The organism is Microbacterium alkaliflavum (assembly GCF_044325405.1).
GTDB classification, from domain to species: domain Bacteria; phylum Actinomycetota; class Actinomycetes; order Actinomycetales; family Microbacteriaceae; genus Microbacterium; species Microbacterium alkaliflavum.
Genome location: NZ_JBIQWL010000001.1, coordinates 149572 through 173984, shown reverse-complemented (window position 1 = coordinate 173984; position 24413 = coordinate 149572). Strand labels below are relative to the sequence as shown.

Genomic DNA, 24413 nt, shown 5'->3' with positions numbered 1-24413 from the left:
AACATTCCCAGCGGATTCATAGCCCGCTCTGCGCGGGCGCAAGGGGCCGGGGGCTCCACTGTCAGCATGGACGACGAGACTCGTCAGCCGGCAGCGGAGCCGGCCGGCCCACAGCACCCCACGACCCCGTATCCGACGGCCGCGAACCCCGCGGAGGCCTACCCCGCCCCGCCCGCCGCGCCCGGGCCGTATCCGGCGGGTGCCTATCCGGCAGGCCCCTACCCCCAGGGGCCTTCCCCGCAGGGGCCTTCCCCGCAGGGGGCTTACCCGCAGGGGCCTTACCCGCAGACCGGTTACCCCGCGTATCCCGCGGCACCGGCCGACCCCCGGTACCCCGAGCACCAGCCTCCGCCCGCCAGGAACTCGCATGTCGGCGTGATCATCGCCTCGATCGTCGGCGGTGTGCTGCTGCTCGGCTTGACCTTCGCGGGAGGAGCAGCCGTCGGCTGGTGGGTCGGCTCGCACCACGCGGCATCGACCTACATGGTCGGGCCCGGCTGGCAGGACGGACAGGTTCCTCCGGGGTGGATGCACGATCAGGACCGCAACGGCAACGGCCGGGGCAATGGGAACGGCAACGGGAACGGGAACGGGAACGGCAACGGCAACCGCGACGACCAGCGCGAAGTCCCTACCCCGGAGCCGACTCCCTGAGTCCTGATCCCCCGCCGACTCAGCGGCCGGGGAGCTTCTTCAGTGCGCTGGCGACGGCGTGCTTCGCGGATGCCGCGGCACGGCCGACGACCTCGGCGGCGTGCGCCGCGGAGTCGGGCAGCGCGACGGTCGCGGGCACGGCGTACTCGTCCTCCGGCTCGTCGTCGACGAGGAACGGCACGAGCCAGTCGTCGACCTCATCGAGGGGCGCGGCCGAGAGGCTGTAGTAGCGGTGCTGGCCCTCCTCGCGCACCGAGACGAGCGACGCTTCGCGCAGCACCTTGAGGTGCTTCGAGACGGTGGGCTGGCTCACTCCGAGCTCGTGCACGATGTGCGTCACGCTCGTGCCTCTCTGACCATCGGCGGACCGGGACAGCAGAAGCTGAAGGATCTCGCGCCGTGTGCCGTCTGCGATCACGTCGAAGATGTCCGCCATGTCGACAGACTAGCCGCGCGCCCCGGGAAGTACTATGACTGGGGTTTCCGCGAGCGAAGGGTGGCGAACCATGGCGGCGGATCCCGTCAGCCCGTTCTCCAGGTTCGGGCTCCGGAGCTTCTTCGAGCGGCTCTGGGACGACATGCGCGCGCTCACGACCTCCTCGCCCGCCCGCTTCGCGGTGCTGGTGTTCGCGGCCCTCATCCTGCTCTTCACCGCGCTGCTGTCGCTTCCCGCGGCGGCCGCCTCGGGTGAACGCACGCCGCTGGCCGACGCACTGTTCACCGCCGTCTCGACGATCTGCGTCACGGGCCTGTCGACCGTCGACATGGGCACGTACTGGTCGCCGTTCGGCCAGGTGATCATCTACATCGGCGTCAACGTCGGTGCCCTCGGAGTCCTGACGCTCGCGTCGATCCTGGGCCTGATCATCTCCAAGCGCCTCGGACTGCGCGCCAAGCTCATCGCCGCCGGCGACACGAACCCCATGCGCGCCCATGGCGGGCCCGTCAACGAGGGGCAGACGGTGCGCCTCGGGGAGGTCGGCCTGCTGCTGCGGACCGTTGCGCTGTCGACCCTCATCATCGAGGCCGGGCTCGCGATCCTCATGTACCCGTCGATCCTGATCGCCGGCGTCGATCCGCTCGTCGCGCTGTGGGAGGCGCCGTACTACGCCGCGATGTCGTTCACGAACACCGGCTTCACGCCCAACGCCGGCGGGCTCGAGCCGTTCGCGACCGACTACTTCTTCCTGACCGTGATGATGACGGGCGTGTTCCTGGGCTCGATCGGCTTCCCCGTCATCCTCGCGCTGTGGCGCAGCCAGTGGCACATCCGGCGCTGGTCGCTGCACGTCAAGCTCACGCTCATCACGACGACGCTCCTGTTCTTCCTGGGCGCGGCGGCGTTCCTGACTCTCGAGTACGACAACCCGCTCACGTTCGGGAGCATGAACGCATGGGACACCGTGTTCCAGTCGTTCTTCCTCTCGGCCATGACGCGATCGGGCGGTTTCTCCGTGGTCGACGTGGGCGACCTCAACGGCTCCTCGCTCGTCGTCGGCTCGATGCTGATGTTCGTCGGCGGCGGCTCCGCCTCGACGGCGGGCGGCATCAAGGTCACGACGCTCGCGGTGCTCGCCCTCGCGGTCTGGTCGGAGGCGAAGGGCCGCCAGTCGGTGCAGGCCTTCGGCCGCCGCATCCCGAGCGACGTCCAGCGCGTCGCGCTGTCGGTCGTGGCGTGGGGTGCGACGATCGTCGCCCTCTCCACCATCGTCATCACGCACCTCACGCGCGCACACGTCGAGGACGTGCTCTTTGACGTCATCTCGGGCTTCGCGACGGTGGGCCTGTCGACGGGACTCACGGCCCAGCTTCCCGACCCTGCGATCTACGTCATGGCCGGAACGATGTTCATGGGACGCGTTGGTACAGTGACTCTCGCCGCCGCCGTGGCCGCGACATCCCGTTCGCAGCTGTACTCGCTGCCCGTGGAAAGGCCGATCGTTGGTTAGGACCCATCACCACACGTCGGTCCTCGCCGCCGCCGTGGCCGCGACATCCCGATCGCAGCTCTCCCCGCTGCCGGTGGAAAGGCTGATTCTTGGTTGAGCAGATCCGCGGCGACGCGCCCGTCCTCGTCATCGGGCTCGGCCGGTTCGGCGCCGCATGCGCGGGCGAGCTCGACCGCCTCGACCGCGACGTGCTCGCGATCGACGAGAACCTCGAGCTCGTGCAGAAGTGGTCCGAGCGCGTGACCCACGCCGTGCAGGCAGACGCCAAGAACATCGACGCGCTCAAGCAGATCGGCGCGCAGGACTTCCAGGTCGCCGTCGTGGCGGTCGGGTCCTCGATCGAGGCATCCGTCCTCATCACCGCCAACCTCGTCGACCTCAAGGTGCCGCAGATCTGGGCGAAGGCGGTCTCGCAGTCGCACGGCAAGATCCTCGCCCGCGTCGGCGCGAACCACGTCATCTACCCCGAGCGCGAGGCGGGCGAGCGCGTCGCGCACCTCGTGAGCGGGCGGATGCTCGACTTCATCCGGTTCGACGACGACTTCGTGCTCGCCAAGATGTACCCGCCGAAGTTCATCCGCGGGGTCGGTCTCAACGAGTCGGGCGTGCGCTCGAAGTACAACGTCACGGTCGTCGGTGTGAAGAGCCCCGGCAAGCCCTTCCGCTATGCGGAGGCCAACACCGTCGTGACGAACCACGACCTCATCATCGTGTCGGGGACGAACTCCGACATCGAGCGCTTCGCCTCGCTCGACCGCTGACCCCTGCCCTCAGCGCAGCTGCGCGAAGGCCTCGACCCGGTCGGACGCACCCACGATGATCGCGGTGTCGCCATCGGCGAGCACCGTCTCGTTGTCGGCGTTCTGCCACTCGCTGTCTGGCCGGCGGAACGCCGTCACGGTGATCCCGTGCTGCTGGCGGATCGTCGTCTGGCCCAGCGGCACGCCCTGGATGCTCGCGGGGGCGGCGATCTTCGCGAGCGAGTACCCGGGTTCGATCTCGAGGTAGTCCATCGCCGCTCCCCGCACGAGATGCGCGACTCTGCGGCCCATGTCCTTCTCGGGGTTGATGACGTGGTGGACGCCCAACTGCTCGAGGATGAGCGCGTGGCGATCGCTGACGGCCTTGGCCCAGATGACGGGGATCTTCATCCCCAGCAGCACCGAACAGGTGAGGATCGACGCCTGGACGTCGTCGCCGATCGCGACGACGACACGGTCGAACTCGTCGACCGCGAGCTGTCGCAGCGATTCCTCCTTGGTCGAGTCAGCCCGCACGACCTGCGTCAGCTCGCCGTTGTGCGCCTGCACGAGCTCCTGATCGGAGTCGATGCCGAGCACTTCGGTGCCGGAGGCCATGAGCTCCAGAGCGAGCGAGCTGCCGAAGCGGCCGAGGCCGATGACCGCGACGGAGTCGGCCTCTGCGATGCGGCGCGACGTGTCGCCGAAGAGCGCGAATCGTGATCTAGCCAATGGCGGGCCTTTCCTCGGGGAATTCGTAGAGGATGCGTCGGTCGCGGAGCGCGAACGCGGTGCCGATCGTCAGGGGTCCGAGCCGGCCCACGAACATGAGCAGCGAAAGGATCAGCTCGGCGGGCCAGGGCAGCCCGTAGGTGATCCCGGTCGTCAAGCCGACGGTGCCGAACGCCGACACGGCCTCGAAGAGGACTTTGTCGAACGGGAGGTCGGTGATGAGCATGAGCGCGATGACCGATGCCATGACGAAGGCGATCGACAGGAGGACGACCGATATGGCCTGCCGATGGACGGCCCTCGAGAGCCGCTTGCCGAAGATGTGGACGGATGCCTCGCCCCGCAGCTCCGTCAGCAGGATGAAGAAAAGCACGGCGAACGTCGTGACCTTGATGCCGCCTGCGGTTCCCGCGGGACCGCCGCCGATGTACATCAAGACGTCCATCCCGACCCATGTCTCGTCGTGCAGCTGTCCGATGTCGACGGAGTTGAACCCCGCCGTGCGCGTCTGCACGGACTGGAAGAACCCGATCAGGATGCGCGCGGCAGGGTCGTAGTGACCGAGCGTCCGCGGGTTCGACCACTCGAGCACCGTGATGTAGAGCGTTCCGGCGATCAGAAGCACGATCGAGACCGAGAGCACGAGGCGGGTGTTCATCGTCCAGCGCAGCGGATGGCGGAACTCGCGCCGCAGCTGCATCAGGACGGGGAATCCGAGACCGCCGACGATGATCGCGGCGCAGATCGGCAGGCAGATGAACGGATCGGCGGCGAAGCCGATGAGGTTGTCGCTGAAGAGGGCGAACCCGGCGTTGTTGAACGAGGAGACGGCGTGGAACAGCCCGAGCCACACCGCCTCTCCGACGCCGTAGCCGTACCCCCACAGGAAGCGCATGAACAGCAACAGGGCTGTCGCAGCCTCGACGATCAGGGAGATCAGCAGGATGTTGCGGGCCAGGCCCCGCACATCGCTGAACTCGATGACGTTCGCCTCGGTCACGGCATTGAGCCGCCCGGCCACGCTCAGCTTGCGGGCCAGCAGGAGCCCGATCGAGGCGGCGGAGATCATGATGCCGAGACCGCCGATCTGGATCAGGGCGAGGATGATGACCTGGCCGAAGAACGACCAGTGCGTCGCCGTATCGACGACGGTGAGCCCCGTGACGCACACCGCGGACGTCGCCGTGAAGAGCGCGTCGAAGAAGTCGGTGACCTCGCCCGACCGCGATGAGACGGGGAGCATGAGCACTGCGGTGCCGAGAGCGACGGCGATCGCGAACGCGGCGACGACTCGGCGCGCCGGCCGTGGACGGCGCACGCGCGCGCGAGCAGGTGTGCGCGCGGGTGTGCCCATGGTGGGGACTCTAGTGGCAGCGTGAGGCGGGACGCCGTTGGACTCCGCTCCCAGTCTGGGGTCGCCTACGTTCCCTGCGCGAGCTCCTTGGCGCGGGCCAGCGCGGCATCCGTCGCCTCGGCGAACAGCCCCGCCAGGTGCGCTCCCTGCAGAACTCCGATCGCGCGCTCGGTCGTGCCCTTGGGGCTGGTGACACGGCGACGGAGCTCGGCGGGCTCTTCGCCCGACGCCTCGAGCAGGGCGGCGGCGCCGATGAAGGTCTGCTCCGCCATGAGCCGCGCCTGCTGCTCGGTGAAGCCCTTGCCGACGGCCGCCTCGGTGAGCTCCTCGATGAGGAGGTAGACGTAGGCGGGACCTGAGCCCGAGATCGTCGACAGCGCGTCGATCTGATCCTCCGGCACCTCGACGACCGTGCCGACCGTCTCGAACAGGCGGCGGACGACGGCGACGTCGGCGGCCGTCGCGGCCGAGCCGGCGGCGAGTCCTGTCACGGCCTTGCCGACGAGCGCCGGGGTGTTCGGCATGGAGCGGAGCACGGGGATGCCCGCGCCGAGGATCGCCTCGAAGGTGGCGATCGTGACACCCGCCGCAAGGCTCACCACGACCGTCCCGGGACGCAGGCTCGGTGCGATCTCACGCAGCAGGTCGGGCACCATGGCCGGCTTGACGCCGACGAGCACGATGTCGGCGGCGGCTGCGGCATCCGCATTTCCCGTCGGCTGCTGCTCGAGGGCGATCGAGTTCACGCCCGAGAGGCCGTCGAGGTCCTCCGCTTTCGCCGCCGTGCGGTTGGTGGCCGTGATACCGCCCGCAGCGAGGCCGGAGCGGACGAGGCCCTGGAGGATGGCACCGCCCATCGAGCCGGCGCCGAGGATCGCGATGGGAGGCAGAGTGTCGGGCATGAGGGCCATCCTACGAGGGGCCTGCGACCGGCCGGTCGTGCCGGATCACGGCCGTCCGTGTCAGGAGTCGCCGATCAGCGCCGCTCTGACGGCGTGTCGTCGCAGCCAGCCGAGTTGCGGCACACTTCCGTCGATAATTCACGCTTGACTTATATAAGCCGTCGCGCAATCATTGAGTCATGCACGCGCTCGACATCCTGGGCGATCCGGTCCGCCGGCGCATCATCGAGCTGCTCGCCGACGGCGAGCGCAGCGCCGGCGCGATCGGCGAAGTCGTGCAGCGCGAGTTCGGCATCTCGCAGCCCGCCGTGTCGCAGCACCTGCGCGTGCTGCGCGACGCGGGTTTCGCGACGGTCCGCGCCGACGGCACACGGCGGCTCTATGCCGTCGATCCCGCGCCGCTTCAGGCCGCCGACGCCTGGTTCGATCCGTTCCGCAGGTTCTGGCAGCCCAAGCTCGACGCGCTCGGCACCGAGCTCGCGCGCGCGCGACGTGCGCGGCGCCTCGCCGCGGAGGCGGAGGAGGAACCCGAGCCAGACCCCACGACGGATGCCGAGGCATCCCCCGAACCGACCGAAACGACAGAGGAGACCTGACATGGTTGACGTCAACGCCCAGATCGAAGCCGTCGAGCGCGGTGTCGAGACGACCGAGCGCGATGGCGAGGCCGTGCGCGTGCAGCGGCTCGCGCAGGAGTACCCGAGCGACCTCGCGGATGTCTGGGACGCCGTGACGACCGACCGCGTCGCCCGGTGGTTCCTGCCGATCAGCGGCGACCTCCGCCTCGGCGGCAGGTACCAGCTCGAAGGCAATGCCGGCGGCGAAGTGCTCGCGTGCGATCCGCCGGCGGACGGCGAGGCGTCGTATCGCGCGACGTGGGAGTTCGGCGGCGGCGTCACGTGGATCACAGTGCGGCTCACGGCGCTCTCGCCGGAACGCACGCGGCTCGAGCTCGAGCATGTGGCGGCGGTCTCCGACGTGCCCGACGGGATGTGGGAGCAGTTCGGCCCGTCCGCGACCGGCATCGGCTGGGATTCCGGATTGCTCGGACTGGCACTCCACCTCGGCTCCGCAGCCGACGGCCCGTCGCCCGAGGAGGGACAGGCATGGATGCTGTCCGACGAGGGGCGCCTGTTCACCCATCGCTCGGCGGAGGAATGGGCGAAGGCGCACGTCGCCGACGGAGCCGACCAGGCCACCGCCGCGCGGGCCGCTGCTGCGACGGCCGCCGCGTACCTCGGTGAGGTGCCGCACGAGATGTCCGAACCGGGCGCGCCGGAGGCGTGAGGAGAGCATCCGGCGTCGACATGAAAGTCGATTCACATCGGTGGAGGCGAGGGCTATAGTCGAGGTGGCGGGGGCCGCCGGAGCCCTCCGCGGCGAGACCCGAAGGACGCTCCATGACTCTCCTCGACGGCATCACTGCCCGCATCATCGACACCTCCCGGTTGAGCGTGAACGTCCTCGAACGCGCCGGCGACGACGCGGCGACACCGCCCGACCGCACGGTCGTCTTCGTCCACGGGAACGGCTCGTCCTCACTGTTCTGGCAGGAGGTCATGCAGGATCTGCCGCACGATCTCCGGGCCATCGCCATCGACCTGCGCGGCTACGGCGGCACGGAGCACTCCCCCATCGACGCGACGCGCGGCGTGCGCGACTTCAGCGACGACGTCCACGAGACGCTCGAGGCTCTCGGCATCCCGACGGCCCACCTCGTGGGCTGGTCCATGGGCGGGGGTGTCGTGATGCAGTACGCCCTCGACCACCCCGCGCTGAGCCTCACACTCGAGTCACCCGTCTCGCCGTACGGGTTCGGCGGCACGCGCCGCGACGGCACCCGACTCACCGACGACGACGCCGGCACGGGTGGCGGCACCGGGAACGCCGACTTCGTCGAGCGCCTCACGGCGCATGACACGAGTGAGGATGCGCCCACCTCGCCGCGCAACGTCTTCCGCTCCGGCTATGTCGCCCCCGGCTATACGACCGAGCACGAGGACATCTGGGTCGAGTCGATCCTGTCCACGTCCACCGCCACAGGGAACTATCCGGGCGACTCCGTGCCCAGCGAGAACTGGCCCGGTTTCGCGGCCGGCACGGTCGGCGTGCTCAACACGATGGCGCCGAAGTATTTCGATGTGTCGGGCATCGTCGACCTCGAGCCCAAGCCTCCGATCCTGTGGATCCACGGCAACCTCGACGCGATCGTGTCGGACGCCTCGTTCTACGACTACAATCACCTCGGTTCGCTCGGCATCATCCCCGGTTGGCCCGGGGAGGACGTCGCGCCCGCGCAGGAGATGGTGTCGCAGACCCGCGACGTGCTGGAGGAGTACGCGGCGCGCGGCGGCGAGTTCACCGAGGTCGCGCTCGAGGACGTCGGGCACTCCGCACACCTCGAGCGTCCCGCCGAATTCCGGCACGCCCTCCTGCAGATCATCGGCTACGTGGGGCACCCGTCCCACCCGGCTCCGCCCACCGAGGCGATCATCCTGCGTTCCGCCGACTGACTCCGTCCTACCCGTCAACCCCGTCCGGTCCGGGCTCGCCGGATCAATAGACTCGTCGCCATGAGTGCATCCGGCGGCGGACGGGCCATCATCGCGGCGTTCCTGGCGAACATGGGCATCGCCCTGGCGAAGTTCGTCGCCTGGATCGTCTCGGGATCGTCATCGATGCTCGCGGAGGCCATACACTCGGTCGCCGACTCGGGCAACCAGCTGCTGCTGCTGTTCGGCGGGCGACAGTCGCGCCGCAAGGCCGATGAGGAGCATCCCTTCGGCTACGGGCGCGAGCGCTACGTCTACGCGTTCGTCGTCTCGATCATCCTGTTCTCGGTCGGCGGCCTCTTCTCGATCTATGAGGGCGTCGAGAAGCTGACGCATCCGCACGAGCTCGAGAACGTGTGGGTGCCCCTTACGGTGCTGGTCATCTCGATCGGCCTCGAGTCGTTCTCCCTGCGCACCGCCGTCAAGGAGAGCAACCACGTGCGCACGAGGGGCCAGTCGTGGGTGTCGTTCGTGCGCCACGCGAAGGCTCCCGAGCTGCCCGTCGTGCTGCTGGAAGACGTCGCGGCCCTCACGGGCCTCATGTTCGCGCTGTTCGGCGTGGGCCTCACTGCGATCACGGGCAACTCCGTCTTCGACGCCGTCGGCACGCTCATGATCGGCACGCTGCTCGTGCTCGTCGCGATCGTGCTCGGGATCGAGACCAAGAGCCTCCTCGTCGGCGAAGGTGCGACGCGGGCCGACCGCGACCGCATCGTCGCGGCGATCGAGGACGGCCCCGAGACCGAGAAGATCATCCACATCCGCACGCTCTACCTCGGACCCGACGAGCTGCTCGTCGCGGCGAAGCTCGGCTTCGCGTCGAACCTGACGCTCGGCGACGTCGCCGCCGACATCGACCGCATCGAGACGCGTGTGCGCGAGGCGGTGCCGATCGCACGCGTCATCTACTTCGAGCCCGACATCCTGAAGCCCTCGGGCACCCCGACGCCCACCGAGCAGATCGTGCTCAAGTCCGAGGACTGACGATCCGGTACGCCGGCAGCCCCCGCCGCCGGATGAGCCACTCCGCGACGACGAGGTTCGGCAACCAGCACAGGAACGGAACGACGGCATAGGCGTTCGCGAAGGCGGTGTCGAAGTCGCCTCCGGGCAGTTGGACGACGATGAGCAGCGGGAGCCAGAGGCGCAGCGTCACGGCTGCGTAGGTGAGCGCGAAGTTGCGGATCATCCACGCCTGATGCTGGGCGACGTCGTGTCGACGGATGCTGCGATACGCCCGCCACGCCGTGACCAGCCACAGTAGGCCGAGTGCGCCGAAGCCGAAGAGCCCGACGAGCCCGGCCTCGCCGAACGGAGCGATGACGATGCCCGCGACGCCGCCCAGCGCGACACCTGCGAGGTAGACGCGGCCGGTCCAGCGGTGCACGCGCGGCCGGCGCTCGCGGAGGCCGCGCCAGAACTGCAGCGGTCCGAGGAGCAGCGCGACGGCAGCGCCGGAGATGTGGGCGTACAGCGCCGCCTGCACGAACACGGGCTGCGACGCGTAGTGGTCGGCGAGGCCGACGCCGTCCCCGCCCAGCTGCGCGAGCGACGCCGTGAAGTACGGGACGGCGGAGAAGGCGACGATGGCGAGCGCCGTCAGCGTGACGGCGAACCAGCCGACCCGGCCCGCGGCGCGGGAGCGGCCGGCCACGGCAGGCGGGGCGGGTGGGGCGACGAGTCGATCGGTCACGCGACGACGGTAAGACTCGCGGTGCACCCCGAGGCAGACGGCAGACCCCCGAACCTGTCGGGGGTTGGCCCGAAAACGCGCTCACCCGCGGCAACTCGCGGGTGAGGCATCCCACCACCCGCACAATGCCGCGGGTGAACCGAACGCGACCGCGCTCACCCGCGGCATCTTGCGGGTGTGGCACGCCCACACCCGCACGGTGCCGCGGGCGAACCGCGCGTCAGCTCCCCGGTGCCGGGGTCGTCCAGATCCCGCGGCCGTGCGTCGCCGCCACGAGAACTCCGTTGGGGTCGACGAGTATCTGGCTGACCACGACGTTCGGAAGGTTGGTGCCGAGCCTGCTCCAGGTGCCGCCGTTGTCAGCGGAGGTGTAGACGCCGATGTCGGAGGCGGCGATCAGCGCCCCGCCGTTCAGGACGATGTCGTTGGCGGGGATGTCCGGCAGGTTCCCGGAGATGTCGGTCCAGGAGGATCCTCCCGTCGTCGTCTGGTACACGTGACCGACGCCGGGATCGTCCGGACCGATGATCCAGTGCCGGGAGTAGCCGGACAGCGACAGGTAGGCGTGCGTCGGATCGGCCGTGTCGATCTTGATGCCGGTGATGTAGCGGTTGGGAAGGCCTGCGTCCGGGCAGGCCGCACTGCCGGTGCATTCCTGGGCCGTCGCGTGCCAGGTGCCGCCGCTGTTGCTCAGCATGACGAGGCCGGCCGCGAATCCAGCGCCGCTCGGGAAGCTCGGGTTGCAGGGGCCGCACCACGCGGCGGCGATGTACTGCGTGTCGCCGACCGTGACCCCATCGAGCGCCGTCACCTGGGAGGCTGCGTTCCCACCCAGGGCCGTCCGGACGTCGAACACGCTCTGCCAGTCCGTTGCCGCGCCGGTGTTGGCCGTGGTGCCGGCGACGCCCGCATTCGAGTTCCAGACGAACGCGCCGCCCGCCACGAGATGACGGGAGTCGGTCCGGTCCATGACGATCGGAGCGATGAAGCGCGGATCGGGATCGGAGGGCGCGATGAAGTGCCAATTGGCTCCGCCGTCGGTCGACTTGAGCGCCGTCAGATCCGTGTACTCGGTGATCACGTTCTGGGAGTTGTCCGGGTCGACGAGGGTGTAGCCGCCATCGCCGCCGAACACCTGGACCGAACTGACGTCGATCGGCTGACCGAGGTCGTCGAGCACCGTCCCGGTGGTGGGGAAGACCTTGTTGCTCCCGTTGTCCTGCAGACCTCCGTAAATGGTCGAATCGCCGCTCCCCTGCGCCGCGTAGTACTGCAGGGCGTTCAGATGCGCGTTGAGGTTCACCCAGTCGCCGGCCTGGTGATCGGTCAGCGACCGCGCGTTGAGTCGAGGACCCGTGGAACGATCGACACGCGCCGCGAGGAGGAGCGGCCGCCTCAGCGCAGCGGGTCGAAGAACGCGCGCAACAGGGCGGATGCCTCCTCTTCGCGCACCCCCGCGACGACCTCGGCGCGATAGGGCAGCCGGCGATCGCGGACGACGTCGTACATCGAGCCGGCGGCCCCCGCCTTGTCGTCCCACGCCCCGAACACGAGGCGCGAAACGCGCGACTGAAGCAGCGCACCCGCGCACATCAGGCACGGCTCGAGGGTCACGACGAGCGTGCACCCCTCGAGGTTCCACGAGCCGAGGGATGCCGCGGCCGCACGCAGCGCGACGACCTCGGCGTGCGCCGTGGGATCGCCCGTGACCTCGCGCAGGTTGCGCCCCTCGCCGATGACCGCGCCCGCGGCATCCCGCACCACTGCGCCGACCGGCACGTCGCCGGCGGCCGCCGCCTCCGCCGCGAGCGCGAGCGCGCGATCCATCGCGGCGAGATCGGCAGGATCGGCGAGCACCTCTCAAGACTACGAGGGCGGCCGCGGCACGCGGTGGCAGCTCGCCCCTGGCGGGCCGGGTCCGAGCCACTAGCCTGGGCGTATGCGCCTGCACGTCGCCGATCACCCCCTCATCACGCACAAGCTGACGGTGCTGCGCGACGCGCGCACGCCGTCTCCGGTCTTCCGCCAGCTGGCGGAGGAGCTCGTGACGCTGCTCGCCTACGAGGCGACGCGCAACGTGCGGGTCTCGCCCATCGAGATCGAGACGCCCGTGACGCGCACGACCGGGGTCAAGATCAGCGAGCCGCGCCCGCTCGTCGTGCCGATCCTCCGCGCGGGGCTCGGGATGCTGGAGGGCATGGTCAAGCTCATCCCGACCGCCGAGGTGGGCTTCCTCGGCATGGTGCGCAACGAGGAGACGCTCGAGCCGTCGACCTACGCCGAGCGACTCCCCGTCGACCTCAGCGACCGTCAGTGCTTCGTGCTCGACCCCATGCTCGCGACGGGCGGCTCGCTCGGCGCCGCGATCGAGTTCCTCTTCCAGCGCGGCGCACAGGACGTCACGGCGATCTGCCTGCTCGGCGCCCCCGAGGGCGTCGCGGCGATCGAGCGGCAGGTGGAAGGTCGCGACGTGACGCTCGTGCTCGGGGCGCTCGACGAGCGGCTCAACGACAAGGGCTACATCGTGCCCGGCCTCGGCGACGCCGGCGACCGCCTCTACGGCACCGTCTGAACCTGACGTCCGGACCCGGCACGCAGGGCCTCCGACCCCGCGACCGAACGCTGAGCCTTCACCGGACTGCCGAGACCGTGGGTGCCACCCGCGCTCTCGGCGGCCAGATGGAGGCTCGCTCTTCGCGCTCGGGCAGAAATGTGGTGCGGCACCCGCCCCTCGCCGAACGGGTACCGCACCTGCGTCGTGATGACGCTCAGCAAGGCTAACCGGACAGGCGAATTTCCCTCACGGGGTTGACATCCGAGAAGCGCCCCATTATTGGCCTTCGTCGATGAGCCGGGCGAAACCGCTCAGCCGGGCGACTCCCTCGGGCGTGCGCGGCAGATCGTCGAGGAGCCCCGGCGCATACACGAGATAGGCCGTGTGCATGGCTCGCGAGATCGCGACGTTGATGCGGTTGCGCAGCAGCAGGAACTCCAGCCCGCGCGGCGCATCGCGCCCCGATGACGCAGCCAGCGACACGATGGCGACGACGGCTTCCTTGCCCTGGAATCGGTCGACCGTCCCGACCGGCACGTCCGCGAAACCGGCCGCCGCGAGCGCGCGCTCGACCTCGACCTGCTGCGCGTTGTAGGGCGTGACGACGATGATGTCGCCCTGGTCGAGGGGGCGCGGCGCGAGCATGCTCACATCGCCCTCGTCGTCGGTCTCGGTGCCCGTCCACGACCTGCCGACGAGCGAGCGGACGAGGCCCACGACGACTTCGGCCTCCTCGGGCGAGCACGTGGCGTTCCCGTGGTGCACGACCGCCATCGCATGGAGCCCGGGCTCGACGCCTGCGAGCACGCGCCGGCCGGCCGAGGGATGCGAGGCGAGTTCGCCGCGGTACGACAGGCGCGACACCGGTGCCGCGACGGCGGGGTGCATGCGCCATGTCGTGCCGAGGAAGTACCCGAACTCAGGCGGGATCACGTCGGCGCCGTCCACCACCCAGCCGAGCGCCGAGGTGTCGACGGGCTCGGGATGCGTCCCCTGGCTCACCTGCGGAAGCTGCTGCGGATCGCCGAGGAGCAGCAGCCGGGGCGCGGCGAGCGACACGGCGATGGTCGAGGCGAGCGAGAACTGCCCGGCCTCGTCGATCACGAGGAGGTCGAGGCTGCCGCGCGGCACCCGACCTTCGTGGCTGAAGTCCCACGCGGTCCCGCCGAGCACGAAGCCGCCGGACTGCTCCGCGACGAAGCCTGCGACGCCGTTCTTGGCGATGACCGTGAAGGATGCGCCGGCCGAGGAGTCCTTGGGCGCCTTCGCGACCTGCTCACGGGCGACGCCGGCCGCCACGATCCGGTCGAGCATGTTCTCGATGACGTTGTGCGACTGCGCGACGACGCCGACCTTGAAACCGTGATCCCGCACGAGGCGGGCGATGACGTGCGAGCCGACGTAGGTCTTGCCGGTTCCTGGCGGGCCCTGCACGGCGAGGTAGCTGCGATCGAGGTCGAGGAGCGACCGGACGATCGCCTCGACGTCGTCGCCGTGCGAGGGGGCGAGGGCGCCCGATCGCGTGCGCGGGGGTCGGCGGCGGAGGATGTCGGTCGCGGGATCGGCCGGAAGTTCAGGCGACGCGGCGATGACTCGGTCTGCCCACGCGTCGATCGCGGACTGCTGATTGCCCGCGGCGGGCGGGGCCTGGGGCGTCAGTGCGAGGGGGAACTCGGCCCACGTGACTCCGTCGACCGCCGACTCCTGCACGAGTGCGCCGTCGTCGAGCACTTCGACGACGGTGACCGACCGATACGAATGGATCCAGCGAGGCGACGCCTCGAACGGATACGGCGCCGGCAGCTCGTACATCGCGAACGGGTTGCCACCCTCGCTGAGCCGCGTGCCGGGGGCGAGCTCGCCGCGCAGCTCGACGAGCCGGCGCTCTCCCCCGCGACCGCCCTCGGGGAAATGCCAGTCCTCGACGACGCGGCAGCGCGCGGGATCGATCACGACGACGTCGCGCGCGTCCTCCCACACCGACACCGGCTCCCGCACGCGGAGGAAATGCGTTGCCCAGAAGGTCTTCGCCTCGCGGGGGTAGTAGTCGATCGCCGCAGATCCGAGCCGCAGCGCCATGCCGTCGGGATCGTCGTCGGGCAGGTCGCCGGCGAGCGCCGCGAGCGCGAGCGCGCGCGGTGAGGGCTCGTACGCCGCCTCGGCGGGTTCGGGGTTCGGCGACGGCAGCAGCTTCGCCTCGCGGGCGCGTTCGACGAGCCAGTCGCGGAGGCGCCTCGTCGAGACGCAGTCGTAGCGGTTGTAGTCGGCGAGGTCGTCGAGGATGATCCGCGCCTCGTCGACGGCGCCGTCGTCGTCGAGCGCGCGCGCCTGCACGTACCTGACGATCGAGTCGTCGCCCTTCTGCACGTCGCTGGTGCGCACGTCGGCCCCCATGTAGAGGGGTTCGAGCTTCTTGATCGAGTACGACCGCGACCCGACGCGCAGCGCGCGTCGCACGATCGGGTACAGATCGACGAAGACGCCGTCGCGCAACAACCGGTCGACGTCGCCCTCGCGCGTGCCGTGACGCGCCGCCATCGCCAGGAGGTGCGTCGGCTCGTACGGCGCGTAGTGGTAGATGTGCATGCCGGGATGCTGCATCCGCCGCAGGTTGACGATGTCGATGAACGTCTCGAGCGCCGCACGCTCCTCGGCGAACGAGTGCGCCCACAGCGCCGTGTACTGCTCGTCGAGGTCGGTGAACCCGAAGAGGTAGTCGATGCCCCACTGCGCGGGGGTGCCGGGAGGCGGCGTCTCGGTGTACAGCGGGTCGCCCTCGAAGTCGAAGAAGAGGTCGCCGAGGTCGGGCCGCGGCATCGCCGCGAGGGCCTTGGGGTGCACGACCTCATAGGTGGGGACAGGGACGGGGGCGGTCAGCGTGGCTACCGCGCCGGGGCTCGACTCCTCGACAGGCTCGGGGACGGGGCGGGACGCGCCGGGAACGGGAGGCGAGCCGGCCAGGACCGCGGCGGGTCCCGGCAGTCCGACGCCGGCCGGGCTCGCGAGCTGCAGTCGCGCCTGCGTGCGCAGCATCGCGAACGCGTCGGGGTTCATGTGCGCGGGAGGCGCGGAGGCGACCGCGAGCTCGTCGATCGTCTCGATGCCCGCTGCACGCAGCCGGTCGCGCTGGATGGGCCGCACGCCCGCGACCAGCAGCAGATCGCGATGCGCGACGACCTCTGCGTCGCACGTCGCGCAGCGCCCGCACGCGACGACGGCGAGCTCGCCACCGCCGTCGCCCCACGCGATGGCCTCGCCGGCGGCGCCGAGGTCGAGGCGTCGGTCGGCGACGAGCGCGCGAAGTCTCTCGCGGCGCAGTTCGAAGACGGGCAGCAGGTCGTCGACCTCGTGCACGCTCACCGATCCGTCGCCGAGGAGGAGCTCGACGGTGTCGGCGCGCGGCACGCCGAGGCGGTCGAGCTGCACGACGTATGCCGCGAGCTGCATGAGCGCCGTGACGCGGGCGCGACGCGCGAGCTTCGTGTCCTGCACGAGCCACCTGCCCGCCTGCTCTGAACCTGTCGAAGGTTCCCGCACGAGGAAGTCGGCGAAGCCGACGAAGTCATGCGTCGCGAATGCCGCCTGGTAGACGACGTCTGCGTCGGACGCGAGAGCCGCGTTCGTCCGGGCGACCGCTTCGGCGAGGGCCGCAGCATCCCCCGATCTGGTCTCGGGGATCTCGACGACGCCGTCGCCGAACTCGTCGCGGTACCGCGCGAGCACCCTGCGCTCATGCTCCCCGCCGAGCAGCCCCGCGCGCACGAGCGTCGCGTCTTCGGGCTCCTCGACCGGCGCGACGCGCCCCAGCCGTGCGTCGATGGCGCGCAGCCACGCGAACTCGCATTCGGCGGCCGCCTTCAGGTCGCTCGCGCTCCAGACGATCCGGCCTTCGTCTTCGATGTACCGCATGTTCCCCTCTCTCGCCCCTCGACCCTAGCCGCGGCCCCCGACACCCCCGTCCCGGCCCGCGCCGCGGTGTCGGGCTCTCCTGACAGACTGGGCACATGAGCCTCCCGTTCGAGAGCGCGTACCGTCACGGCTTCGCCCGGATCGCCGCGTGCACGATCCCCCTGAAGCTCGCCGATCCGGCCGCGAACGCCGAGACCGTGCTCGCGACGGCCCGCGAATGCGATGCCGACGGCACGGCTGTCGCCGTCTTCCCCGAGCTGTGCCTGACGGGCTACTCGATCGACGACCTCGTCATGCAGGACGTCGTGCTCGACGCCGTCGTCGCGGCCGTCGAGCACCTGGTCGAGGCATCCGAGGATCTCCTGCCCATCCTCGTCGTCGGTGCGCCGCTGCGCCACCGCAACCGCCTCTACAACTGCGCCGTCGTGATCCACCGCGGCGAGCTCCTCGGCGTCGTCCCGAAGTCGTACCTTCCCACGTACCGCGAGTTCTACGAGCGGCGCTGGTACGCCCCCGGCGACGATCAGGCCGGGCAGGACATCCGGGTCGGCGGGCTCGAGGCGCCGTTCGGCCCCGACCTCCTGTTCGAATCGCTCGACGTGGACGGTCTCGTCGTGCACGTCGAGGTGTGCGAAGACGTGTGGGTCCCGGTGCCGCCGTCGTCGACCGCGGCGCTCGCGGGCGCGACGGTGCTGCTCAACCTCTCCGGCAGTCCCATCACGATCGCGCGGGCCGAGGACCGGAAGGACCTCTGCCAATCGCAGTCGCTGCGCTGCCTCGCCGCCTACGCGTACGCGGCAGCGGGCATGGGCGAGTCGACCAACGACCTCTCGTGGGACGGCCAGACCATGATCTACGAGGGCGGCGCGCTCCTCGACGAGACCGAGCGCTTCCCCGACGGCCCGCGGCGCAGCGTCGCCGACATCGACCTCGACCGCCTCAGACAGGACCGCATCCGCCAGGGCACGTTCGACGACAACCGCCGCACGCTCGACCCGTACTTCCGGGTCGTCCACTTCGAACTCGACCCGCCGGCCGCCGACATCGGCCTCAAGCGCCCGCTCGACCGCTTCCCCTTCGTGCCCGACGACCCTGCCCGCCTCGCGCAGGACTGCTACGAAGCCTTCAACATCCAGGTGTCGGGGCTCATTCAGCGCATGCGCGCGATCGGCGATCCGAAACCCGTCATCGGCGTCAGCGGAGGCCTCGACTCGACGCACGCGCTCCTCGTCGTCGCGCGCGCGATGGACCGCATGGACCGTCCGCGCAGCGACATCCTCGCCTACACGATGCCCGGCTTCGCAACGAGCGAGCACACGAAGTCGAACGCGATCGCCCTCGCCGAGACGATCGGCGCGTCGATCGAGACGATCGACATCCGCCCCGCCGCGACCGAGATGCTCGAGCGCATCAAGCATCCCTTCGCCGAGGGCGAGCCAGTGCACGACATCACGTTCGAGAACGTGCAGGCGGGCCTGCGCACCGACTACCTCTTCCGCCTCGCCAACCAGAACGGCGGCATGGTCATCGGCACGTCCGACCTGTCCGAGCTCGCGCTCGGCTGGTCGACGTACGGCGTCGGCGACCAGATGAGCCACTACGCCGTCAACGCGGGGGTTCCGAAGACCCTCATCCAGCACGTCATCCGCTGGGTCATCGCGCAGGAGGGGCACGAGGGCGGCTCGACCGACCTCAGCGAGCGCGCCCGCGATGTGCTGCAGTCGGTGCTCGACACGGAGATCAGTCCCGAGCTCGTGCCGGCGGGCCAGGACGGCAAGATGCAGTCGACCGAGGACCGCATCGGCCCGTACGCGCTGCACGACTTCGCCCTGTTCTGGATCCTGCGCTACGGCATGCGTCCGTCGAAGATCGCCTTCGTCGCGGAGAAGGCCTGGAAGGACCAGGATGCCGGGGCCTGGCCGCCCGGCTTCCCCGACGACGACCGCTACGCCTATGACCTGCCGACGATCGCGAAATGGCTGCAGGTCTTCTTCAAGCGCTACTTCTCCTTCGCCCAGTTCAAGCGCTCGGCGATCCCGAACGGGCCCAAGGTCTCACCGGCCGGGTCGCTGTCGCCGCGCGGCGACTGGCGTGCGCCGTCCGACGGCAACGCCGACGCGTGGCTCGCCGAGCTGAGGGCGGCGCTGCCGGAGCTCGTCGAACGCTGAGCCCCGCCGGCCGGCTTCGGTTCGCGCCGCGGCGTCGCACCGCCCAGTGGGCGCAAAACGTCGCATCCCGCCCGCCACGCGACCGAACGCGCCCACCGAAACCCCGCGCGCCGCGGCGTCGCGCCGTCCAGTGGGCGCAAAACGTCGCATCCTGCCCACGATGCGGCCGAAGGCGCCCACCGAAACCGAGGCCGCACGCGCCCGCGCTGAGCGGGCGCAAGACGTCGCATCCCGCCCACCGCGCGACCGAACGCGCCCACCGAAAACCCCCAAGCCTGGCGCCGGATCACCCAGTGGGCGCAGAACGTCGCATCCCGCCCATCAGGCGACCGAACGCGCCCACCGAAACCCGCGAAGGCGCGCTAGCGTCGCCCGTAGCCGAAGGCGATCAGCGACTCCGCGGCGTCGACCACGCTCTCCTCGAGCGGGCGGCGCGTCCAGCCGAGCTCGTCCATGGCCCGCGCCGACGACACCCTCACAGGCTGGTCGAGCAGCGGCAGCGCGAGACGCAGCGAGCCGTTGAGCGGCGATCCGGCCCGGATGATCCAGGACGGAAGCTCGCCGAGCGGCACGCGGTAGCCGCGCGACCGGTACTCGGCGTCCAGGATCCGTGCGAGCTCCACGAGCCACACCGAGTCGCCGGAGATGAGGTAGCGCCCGGAGGCATCCGGCTGCTCCAGGGCGAGCCGCTGGGCAGTCGCCACATCGCGCACGTCGACGATCGAGAAACCGATGTGAGGCAGCGCCGGCACCGAGCGGGCCAGCAGCTGATCGATGACGTCCATCGAGACGTTCGTGCCGGTCCGCTGCAGCGGACCGAGGATCAGCCCCGGGCACAGCGCCACGAGCTCGAGTCCCGACTCGTCCGCGATCCGCCACGCCTCTCGTTCCGCGAGGGTCTTGGAGGCGTCGTAGGGGTCGCACTTCTCGACCACCGACCAATCGGCCTCGGTGCGCACCCGTCCGTCGCGACGATCCTGTCCGCCGACGACGGCAGACGTCGACGACGTCAGCACGACTCTGCGCACCCCCGCGGCCGCCGCCGCGCCGACCACCCGGCGCGTCCCGTCGACAGCAGGACGGATCACGTCGTCGGGATGCCGCGGCCGCGACTTCGGCGCTGGGGAAGCGACGTGGAGGACGGCCTCCATCCCCTCCACGGCTTCCGACCAGCCGTCGTCGGAGTCCAGCGTCGCGCCCACGACATCGAACCGGCGGCCGGCGTCATCGGCGATCGCGCGCAGGTAGCCCACGTCGGCGCGCGACGGGTCGCGCACCGTGGCGCGCACGTCGTAGCCGCTCCTGAGGAGCTCGGCGATCACGTGACCGGCGACGAAGCCCGTCGCTCCGGTCACGAGGACAGGCATCGGCACGAAACCCGGGGGTCAGGCCTCGTTCTCGTAGGCGAGCGTGATGATCCAGCCGTCGCGTGAGAGGTCGAGCAGCGAGTAGTGCACGGGGCGGTCGGGGATCCAGCCCTTGCTCTTCGACGGATCGAGTCGCACGTACTCGGGCTTCATGCGCACGCCGCGGCCGTCGGCCTCCCGCACGGCCTGCACGCGGGTCCAGTGGGCGAGCAGCGACTCGAGGTTGCCCTCGTCGAAGAGGTGCGAATGGCGGCGCATCTCGGAGAGGGTCGCATCGTCGGGGTGCGCATCGCGCAGGTCGAGGCCGAGCCTGACGCCCTTCTCGGCGATCGCCGCGACGGTCGCGGCGCGGAAGCTCGCCGTGCGGATCTCGAACGGCACCTCTTCGTCGCCCACCTCGGCGAACAGCTGGGTGTGGAAGCCGAACTGCGCGGGCGCCTCGCGCTGGATGCGCACGGCCTTCTCCTCGACGCCGAGCTTCGCCGACACGAGCTGCCGTGCGAGGACGCGCTTGCGATCGTGCTCGGGGAGCTTCGGGTCCCAGCCGAGGCGGGCTCCGATGCCGGTGGGAGTGTCGAGAAGCACGGATTCCATCGATAGACCTCTTCCTGCGGGGCGGGCCGCCGCTCTCATCCTGTCGCATCCCGCCGCGGCCTGCATGCACGGCACGGCGGGGCGCGGCATCCCTCCCCGTCGAGCACGACGGGGATCGCGGCGTCCCTCCCCCGTCGCCCCACGGCGGGGCGCGGCGTCCCTCCCGCCGTCAACCCCCGGGCGGACCCGCGAGCCGCGGTGGAAGACTGAGCCCATGGCCAGACGCGCGACCGTCGTGGGCAGCGGGCCGAACGGACTCGCCGCCGCGGTCGCACTCGCGCGCGCCGGGTACGAGGTGCGGGTGCTCGAGGCGTCGAGCACGATCGGCGGCGGCACGCGCACGGCAGAGCTGACGCTGCCCGGATTCCGGCACGACGTCGGCTCGGCGGTGCACCCCGCGGCGCTGAGCTCGCCGTTCTTCCGCGCCTTCGGTCTGCGCGAACGCATCGAGTGGATCGTGCCGGAGGTCTCGTTCGCGCAGCCGCTCGACCCCTTGTCGACGGGCGATCCGCGCGCGGCGATCGCGTGGCACGACCTGGATCGCACGGCCGAGGGACTGGGACGGGATGCCTCGACCTGGCGAGCCGTCGTCCGCCCGCTCACCCGCCACCTCGACGCCGTGGTCGACTTCACCGGCCATCAGCTGCTGAGGATGCCGCGCCACCCCGTCACGACGATCCGCTTCGGGCTGCGCGCGCTCCAGCTCGGCACTGCCCTCGCGAACCTGACGTGGCGGACCCAGGAGGGTGCGGCCCTGTTCGCGGGCGTCGTCGCCCACGCCAACCGGTCGCTGCCCGATGTCGGAGCGGCGGCATCCGCCCTCTTCCTCATCGCGCACGCGCACGCGAGAGACGGCTGGGCGTACCCGCGCGGGGGTGCCCAGGCGATCGCCGACGAACTCGTCGCCGACCTGCAGACGCACGGCGGCGTCGTCGAGCCCGACACGTTCGTCGGATCGCTCGACCGGCTGGACTGGGGCGACCCCGACACGGGCGATCTGCTGCTGCTCGACACCTCGCCGCGGCTCGCGCTCACGCATCCCGATATCCCGGTGCGGTACGCGCGCGCAATCCGCCGCTACCGGTACGGGCAGGCCGCGGCGAAGGTCGACTACGCGCTCGACGGTCCCGTCCCGTGGGCGCACCCCGATGTCGCCGCATCACCCACCGTGCATCTCGGCGGCACGCGCGAAGAGGTCGAGGCGAGCGAGAACGCCGTCGCGGCGGGTCGCATGAGCGATCGGCCGTACGTGCTGACGGTGCAGCCCTCGGTGCTCGACGACACGCGAGCCCCCGCCGGGAAGCAGACGCTGTGGGCGTATGTGCACGTGCCTTCGGGGTCGACGCTCGATCCCACCGAGCTCGTCACCCGGCAGGTCGAGCGCTTCGCGCCCGGGTTCCGCGACCGCATCCTCGCCTCGGCGGCCATGCCCGCCGCCGAACGCGCGGCGTTCAACCCGTCCGACATCGGCGGCGACATCCTCGGCGGCGCGTTCACGTTCGCCCAGGCGTTCCGCAGGCCCGTGCTGTCGACGACCCCGTGGCGCACGCCGATGCGCGGCGTCTACCTTGCCTCTGCGTCCACTCCCCCCGGCCCGGGCGTGAGCGGGATGGCCGGCTGGTACGCCGCACGCCAGGCCCTGAGCGACTTCGCAGGGGTCCCCATCGAGCTGGACGACCTCTTCGGGTGATCGGCGATGGACGGATTCGCCGCGGTCGACTTCGAGTTCGCTCGGCAGGTGCTGCAAAGGGGCATCGGCGCCCTCTACGTCATCGCGTTCCTCTCGACGCTGAACCAGTTCCGGCCGCTCCTCGGTGAGAACGGCATGCTCCCGGCTCCGGAGCTGCTCGCGTGGGCGTCCACCTCGAAGGCGAGGAGGCGGATGCTCCGCCCGACCCTGTTCCTGCGCTGGGGCTACACCGACCGGCGGCTCGCCGCGCTGTGCTGGGCGGGCATCGTCGTGGGCGCGACGCTCGTCGCGGGACTCCCCCAGCTCGCACCGCCCTGGGTGCCGATGCTGTGCTTCCTCGCGCTCTGGCTCGGGTACATGTCGGTCGTGTCGATCGGCCAGACGTTCTACGGTTTCGGCTGGGAGATGCTGCTGCTGGAGGCCGGCTTCCTCGCCGCTTTCCTGGGCTCGAACGACCAGCCGCCGCCGACGGGCGTGATCGTCCTGTTCTGGTGGCTCGTCTTCCGGCTGGAGTTCGGCGCCGGGATGATCAAGATCCGGGGCGGCCAGGAGTGGCGCGACCTGACCGCGCTCACCTACCACCACGAGACGCAGCCGATGCCGGGGCCGCTGAGCCGGCAGGCGCACCTCCTCCCCCGTTGGTTCCACAAGGGCGAGGTGCTCGGCAACCACTTCGCCCAGCTCGTCGTGCCGTGGTTCATCTTCACGCCGATCCTCGGGCTCTGGGTGCCCGGGCCCTGGCCGGCGATCGTCGGCGCGGTCGCGGCATCCCTCGTCATCGCGACCCAGCTGTGGCTCGTCCTGACGGGCAACTTCGCATGGCTGAACTGGGCGACGATCGTCATCGCCTTCTCGGCGATCGGGCTGCCCGGGATCGGGGCGCCATCGTCGGCGCCCGTCTCCGATCTGCCGCGGGTGGTCGACGGGATGCCGACGTACTGGGCGCTCGCGACGAGCCTCGTGGTCCTGCTCTACGTCGCGATCAGCTGGCCGGCCGCTCGAAACCTCGCCGCCCGGCGTCAGCTCATGAATGCGAGCTTCAACCGGTGGCAGCTCGCGAACGCGTACGGCGCGTTCGGCACCGTCACGAGGAGACGCGTCGAGTACGTCGTGGAGGGCACGGAGTCGGACGACCCCGACGACGTCGACTGGCGCGAGTACGACTTCAAGGGCAAGCCGGGCGCCGTGCACCGCATCCCGCGGCAGTGGGCGCCGTACCATCTGCGCCTCGATTGGCTCATGTGGTTCCTGCCGCTCGGACGATCCCTCGATGACTGGTTCACGGCGTTCCTCCTGAAGCTGCTCGAAGCGGATGCCGCGACCCTGCGTCTGCTCGCCCGCGATCCGTTCGACGGGCGCCGCCCCCGAGCCGTGCGCGTGATCTCGTACCGCTACCGCTTCTCGACGCACGACGAGTTCCGCCGCACGAAGGCGAGGTGGGTGCGCGACGACCGTCGCGTGCTCGTGCGGCCGCTGCGCCTGCGCCGCTGAGGGCGCGGCCCGGCGCCTGGACCGTGAGCCTCCACCGGACCGCCGAGCACGCGGGTGCCACCCG

General features: G+C 70.5%; 21 protein-coding genes. 11 read left to right on the top strand and 10 right to left on the bottom strand.

Features of this window, described 5'->3' with window-relative positions; translation table 11 throughout:
* Positions 1-66: 66 nt before the first annotated feature.
* Positions 67-654 (top strand): hypothetical protein, encoded by a 588-nt coding sequence (locus tag ACH3VR_RS00820; protein ID WP_396638852.1) that lies wholly within the window; start codon positions 67-69, stop codon positions 652-654.
* 19 nt (positions 655-673) lie between these two features.
* On the opposite strand, the gene ACH3VR_RS00815 is transcribed toward ACH3VR_RS00820, so the two are convergent.
* On the bottom strand, positions 674-1090 hold the full coding sequence (locus tag ACH3VR_RS00815; protein WP_396638851.1) for an ArsR/SmtB family transcription factor: 417 nt from the start codon (positions 1088-1090) through the stop codon (positions 674-676).
* A 142-nt stretch (positions 1091-1232) separates the two neighbouring features.
* Here ACH3VR_RS00815 and ACH3VR_RS00810 point away from each other — a divergent pair, with 142 nt between their 5' ends.
* Together ACH3VR_RS00810 and ACH3VR_RS00805 are read left to right on the top strand one after the other, a co-directional pair.
* The gene (locus ACH3VR_RS00810) at positions 1233-2603 is read left to right on the top strand and encodes a TrkH family potassium uptake protein (protein ID WP_396639632.1); all 1371 of its coding nucleotides are present in this window, start codon (positions 1233-1235) and stop codon (positions 2601-2603) included.
* 89 nt (positions 2604-2692) lie between these two features.
* The gene (locus tag ACH3VR_RS00805) at positions 2693-3364 is read left to right on the top strand and encodes a potassium channel family protein (RefSeq protein WP_396638850.1); all 672 of its coding nucleotides are present in this window, start codon (positions 2693-2695) and stop codon (positions 3362-3364) included.
* A gap of 9 nt (positions 3365-3373) precedes the next feature.
* On the opposite strand, the gene ACH3VR_RS00800 is transcribed toward ACH3VR_RS00805, so the two are convergent.
* The 3 genes from ACH3VR_RS00800 to proC all read right to left on the bottom strand — a co-directional run bounded on the left by ACH3VR_RS00800 (position 3374) and on the right by proC (position 6331).
* Positions 3374-4075, bottom strand: coding sequence for a potassium channel family protein (locus ACH3VR_RS00800; RefSeq protein WP_396638849.1), 702 nt, complete (start codon positions 4073-4075; stop codon positions 3374-3376).
* A complete protein-coding gene (locus tag ACH3VR_RS00795) occupies positions 4068-5429 on the bottom strand; it encodes a TrkH family potassium uptake protein (RefSeq protein ID WP_396638848.1) in 1362 nt (453 codons plus the stop codon). Before ACH3VR_RS00795 ends, ACH3VR_RS00800 begins: the two co-directional genes overlap by 8 nt.
* A 65-nt stretch (positions 5430-5494) precedes the next feature.
* A complete protein-coding gene (gene proC / locus ACH3VR_RS00790) occupies positions 5495-6331 on the bottom strand; it encodes a pyrroline-5-carboxylate reductase (RefSeq protein ID WP_396638847.1) in 837 nt (278 codons plus the stop codon).
* A 179-nt stretch (positions 6332-6510) separates the two neighbouring features.
* Here proC and ACH3VR_RS00785 point away from each other — a divergent pair, with 179 nt between their 5' ends.
* The 4 genes from ACH3VR_RS00785 to ACH3VR_RS00770 all read left to right on the top strand — a co-directional run bounded on the left by ACH3VR_RS00785 (position 6511) and on the right by ACH3VR_RS00770 (position 9867).
* A complete protein-coding gene (locus ACH3VR_RS00785) occupies positions 6511-6927 on the top strand; it encodes an ArsR/SmtB family transcription factor (RefSeq protein ID WP_396638846.1) in 417 nt (138 codons plus the stop codon).
* Between the two features lies 1 nt (position 6928).
* Positions 6929-7618, top strand: a complete 690-nt coding sequence (locus ACH3VR_RS00780; protein WP_396638845.1) for an SRPBCC domain-containing protein — start codon at positions 6929-6931, stop codon at positions 7616-7618.
* Between the two features lie 113 nt (positions 7619-7731).
* Entirely contained in the window at positions 7732-8844 is a 1113-nt protein-coding gene (locus ACH3VR_RS00775; protein WP_396638844.1) for an alpha/beta fold hydrolase, read from the top strand.
* Positions 8845-8904: 60 nt separating this feature from the next.
* Positions 8905-9867, top strand: a complete 963-nt coding sequence (locus ACH3VR_RS00770; RefSeq protein WP_396638843.1) for a cation diffusion facilitator family transporter — start codon at positions 8905-8907, stop codon at positions 9865-9867.
* On the opposite strand, the gene ACH3VR_RS00765 is transcribed toward ACH3VR_RS00770, so the two are convergent.
* The 3 genes from ACH3VR_RS00765 to ACH3VR_RS00755 form a co-directional block, all read right to left on the bottom strand.
* A complete protein-coding gene (locus ACH3VR_RS00765) occupies positions 9851-10576 on the bottom strand; it encodes a DUF2306 domain-containing protein (protein WP_396638842.1) in 726 nt (241 codons plus the stop codon). The genes ACH3VR_RS00770 and ACH3VR_RS00765 overlap by 17 nt on opposite strands.
* 220 nt (positions 10577-10796) lie before the next feature.
* Complete coding sequence (locus ACH3VR_RS00760; RefSeq protein WP_396638841.1) at positions 10797-11879, bottom strand: WD40/YVTN/BNR-like repeat-containing protein; 1083 nt, start codon at positions 11877-11879, stop codon at positions 10797-10799.
* A gap of 92 nt (positions 11880-11971) precedes the next feature.
* On the bottom strand, positions 11972-12403 hold the full coding sequence (locus ACH3VR_RS00755; protein ID WP_396639631.1) for a nucleoside deaminase: 432 nt from the start codon (positions 12401-12403) through the stop codon (positions 11972-11974).
* 112 nt (positions 12404-12515) lie between these two features.
* On the opposite strand from ACH3VR_RS00755, the gene upp reads away from it, so the two are divergent.
* A complete protein-coding gene (upp, locus tag ACH3VR_RS00750) occupies positions 12516-13148 on the top strand; it encodes a uracil phosphoribosyltransferase (protein ID WP_396638840.1) in 633 nt (210 codons plus the stop codon).
* 258 nt (positions 13149-13406) lie between these two features.
* On the opposite strand, the gene ACH3VR_RS00745 is transcribed toward upp, so the two are convergent.
* Positions 13407-17039: a TM0106 family RecB-like putative nuclease gene (locus ACH3VR_RS00745; protein ID WP_396638839.1), complete on the bottom strand. Its 3633-nt coding sequence runs from the start codon at positions 17037-17039 to the stop codon at positions 13407-13409.
* 95 nt (positions 17040-17134) lie between these two features.
* Here ACH3VR_RS00745 and ACH3VR_RS00740 point away from each other — a divergent pair, with 95 nt between their 5' ends.
* Positions 17135-19207 (top strand): NAD(+) synthase, encoded by a 2073-nt coding sequence (locus tag ACH3VR_RS00740; protein WP_396638838.1) that lies wholly within the window; start codon positions 17135-17137, stop codon positions 19205-19207.
* Positions 19208-19569: 362 nt separating this feature from the next.
* Here the strand turns inward: ACH3VR_RS00740 and ACH3VR_RS00735 are convergent, their stop codons facing one another.
* Positions 19570-20562, bottom strand: coding sequence for an NAD-dependent epimerase/dehydratase family protein (locus ACH3VR_RS00735; RefSeq protein ID WP_396638837.1), 993 nt, complete (start codon positions 20560-20562; stop codon positions 19570-19572).
* A 30-nt stretch (positions 20563-20592) separates the two neighbouring features.
* Complete coding sequence (locus ACH3VR_RS00730; RefSeq protein WP_396638836.1) at positions 20593-21168, bottom strand: hypothetical protein; 576 nt, start codon at positions 21166-21168, stop codon at positions 20593-20595.
* Between the two features lie 214 nt (positions 21169-21382).
* Here ACH3VR_RS00730 and ACH3VR_RS00725 point away from each other — a divergent pair, with 214 nt between their 5' ends.
* Together ACH3VR_RS00725 and ACH3VR_RS00720 are read left to right on the top strand one after the other, a co-directional pair.
* The gene (locus tag ACH3VR_RS00725; protein ID WP_396638835.1) at positions 21383-22858 is read left to right on the top strand and encodes a phytoene desaturase family protein; all 1476 of its coding nucleotides are present in this window, start codon (positions 21383-21385) and stop codon (positions 22856-22858) included.
* Between the two features lie 6 nt (positions 22859-22864).
* A complete protein-coding gene (locus ACH3VR_RS00720; RefSeq protein WP_396638834.1) occupies positions 22865-24349 on the top strand; it encodes a lipase maturation factor family protein in 1485 nt (494 codons plus the stop codon).
* Positions 24350-24413: the final 64 nt, after the last annotated feature.

Coding starts and splice junctions, on each gene's coding strand:
- ACH3VR_RS00820 (WP_396638852.1), top strand. CDS start 67: ATGGACGACGAGACTCGTCAGCCGGCAGCGGAGCCGGCCGGCCCACAG.
- ACH3VR_RS00815 (WP_396638851.1), bottom strand. CDS start 1,090: ATGGCGGACATCTTCGACGTGATCGCAGACGGCACACGGCGCGAGATC.
- ACH3VR_RS00810 (WP_396639632.1), top strand. CDS start 1,233: ATGCGCGCGCTCACGACCTCCTCGCCCGCCCGCTTCGCGGTGCTGGTG.
- ACH3VR_RS00795 (WP_396638848.1), bottom strand. CDS start 5,429: ATGGGCACACCCGCGCGCACACCTGCTCGCGCGCGCGTGCGCCGTCCA.
- proC (WP_396638847.1), bottom strand. CDS start 6,331: ATGCCCGACACTCTGCCTCCCATCGCGATCCTCGGCGCCGGCTCGATG.
- ACH3VR_RS00785 (WP_396638846.1), top strand. CDS start 6,511: ATGCACGCGCTCGACATCCTGGGCGATCCGGTCCGCCGGCGCATCATC.
- ACH3VR_RS00780 (WP_396638845.1), top strand. CDS start 6,929: ATGGTTGACGTCAACGCCCAGATCGAAGCCGTCGAGCGCGGTGTCGAG.
- ACH3VR_RS00775 (WP_396638844.1), top strand. CDS start 7,732: ATGACTCTCCTCGACGGCATCACTGCCCGCATCATCGACACCTCCCGG.
- ACH3VR_RS00770 (WP_396638843.1), top strand. CDS start 8,905: ATGAGTGCATCCGGCGGCGGACGGGCCATCATCGCGGCGTTCCTGGCG.
- ACH3VR_RS00755 (WP_396639631.1), bottom strand. CDS start 12,403: ATGGATCGCGCGCTCGCGCTCGCGGCGGAGGCGGCGGCCGCCGGCGAC.
- upp (WP_396638840.1), top strand. CDS start 12,516: ATGCGCCTGCACGTCGCCGATCACCCCCTCATCACGCACAAGCTGACG.
- ACH3VR_RS00745 (WP_396638839.1), bottom strand. CDS start 17,039: ATGCGGTACATCGAAGACGAAGGCCGGATCGTCTGGAGCGCGAGCGAC.
- ACH3VR_RS00740 (WP_396638838.1), top strand. CDS start 17,135: ATGAGCCTCCCGTTCGAGAGCGCGTACCGTCACGGCTTCGCCCGGATC.
- ACH3VR_RS00730 (WP_396638836.1), bottom strand. CDS start 21,168: ATGGAATCCGTGCTTCTCGACACTCCCACCGGCATCGGAGCCCGCCTC.
- ACH3VR_RS00725 (WP_396638835.1), top strand. CDS start 21,383: ATGGCCAGACGCGCGACCGTCGTGGGCAGCGGGCCGAACGGACTCGCC.
- ACH3VR_RS00720 (WP_396638834.1), top strand. CDS start 22,865: ATGGACGGATTCGCCGCGGTCGACTTCGAGTTCGCTCGGCAGGTGCTG.